The organism is Kitasatospora sp. NPDC091257 (assembly GCF_044757675.1).
GTDB classification, from domain to species: Bacteria; Actinomycetota; Actinomycetes; order Streptomycetales; family Streptomycetaceae; genus Kitasatospora; species Kitasatospora lactacystinica.
In genome coordinates this window covers 1-1440 of the sequence record NZ_JBIVVI010001683.1, presented here as the reverse complement: position 1 = coordinate 1440, position 1440 = coordinate 1, and the positions used below count along the sequence as shown (strand labels likewise).

Here is a 1440-nt window from a genome sequence, read left to right as displayed (position 1 = left end):
CCCCCGGGGCCGGTTCCGATGACCCGCGCGGGTCCGCGCGGACCTGTGCGGACTCGCGCGGACCCGAGCGGACCTGTGCCGACCTGTGCCGACCTGTGCCGACCTGTGCGTGGCCGAACGGGCGACCCGGTCAACAGGTACGGCCTCAGGCCGGCAGGACCCTCTTCAGCAGGCCGAGCAGCGCCTCCCAGTGCCGCTCGGCGGCCGCGGCGTCGTAGCGGCTGGTGTCCGCCTGGGTGTAGCCGTGCGGGGCGCCGGCGTAGACCTCGGCCCGGTACCGGACGCCGGCGGCGGTGAAGGCCGCGGCGAGCCGGTCGATCTGCTCGGGCGACAGCGCGGGGTCGGCGTCCGCGTGGCCGAAGTACAGCTCGGCGGTGATCCGGTCGGCGCCCAGGTGCGGGCTGTCCGGGCTGTCGGTGGCGAGGCTGCCGCCGTGGAATCCGGCCGCGACGGCGATCCGGTCCGGGTGGCTGGCGGCCGTGCGCAGCGCCAGCAGGGCCCCGCGGCAGTAGCCGGTCAGGCCGACCGGGCCGTCCTGGACCAGCGGGGACTCGCCGAGCCAGCGCAGATACGCGTCCGCGTCGCGCGCGGTCGCCTCCGGGGTGAGCGTGTCGAGCAGCGGGACGATCCGGGCGAAGAGTTCGTCGGCCTGGTCCAGGTCGATGAGCTCCGGCAGTTCGACGACCGGCGCGCGCCCCGCCCGGTAGAAGGCGTTGGGGACGAGCACGGTGTACCCGGCCGCGGCCAGCCGGTCGGCCATGCGCTCAAGGTGCGGTCGGAGCCCGAAGGCGTCCATGTAGAGGATGACACCCGGGTGGGCCCGGCCGTCGTCGGGGTGGGCGAGGTAGGCGTCGGCGGTGCCGTCCGCCGTCGGAATGTCCACGAGAGTTCCGCGCACGGGCATGATCAGAGCGCTCCTTCCGGTTCGTCCGGCAGCGTATCCGGTGGGCCCGTCGCCCGCCCATGCGGTTTTCGCCACACTGCGCCCGCGCCTGCGCCCGCACTGCGCCACGGCGCGCCCGCGTCCTGAGCCCGGCCCGACCCGGCTCAGCCCGGCTCAGCCCGGCCCAGCCCCCGGGAACGCGACGGCCCTGCGGCCGCGTTGAGCGGGCATGGGGTGGATCGTGGGTGTGGCGGCGGCGGTGGTGGCGGTGCTGGGGATGGTGCTGCTGGCGGCGTGGCAGGTTCAGGACGAGTCCTCGTCGCGCCCGCGGCGCCGCGGGCCCGGGGCCGGGATGGGCGCCGGTGGGCTGGACGAGCTGCACGCCCTGTTCAGCCCGGGCAAGCAGGTGCAGATCGAGCAGAAGCGGGAGCAGCTCGTGCTGCGGGACGACGCGCAGGCCGGCGGGCCGCCGCACCTGGGCGTGGACCTGGACCGGGGCGTGGCGGTGATGCCGGGCGGGGCCGCGGGACGGACGTCCCCTCCCGCACCGCGCGAGG

The 1440-nt window shown here is 76.3% G+C and carries 2 protein-coding genes; one reads left to right on the top strand and one right to left on the bottom strand.

What is annotated here, in order from left to right:
• Window positions 1–145: 145 nt before the first annotated feature.
• Window positions 146–907 (bottom strand): dienelactone hydrolase family protein, encoded by a 762-nt coding sequence (locus ACIQOV_RS41280; RefSeq protein WP_401056266.1) that lies wholly within the window; start codon window positions 905–907, stop codon window positions 146–148.
• A gap of 205 nt (window positions 908–1112) precedes the next feature.
• Between ACIQOV_RS41280 and ACIQOV_RS41275 the strand changes: the two genes are divergently transcribed.
• Window positions 1113–1440 (top strand): DUF6191 domain-containing protein (locus ACIQOV_RS41275; RefSeq protein ID WP_401056264.1); only part of this gene is annotated, 328 nt, incomplete at its 3' end.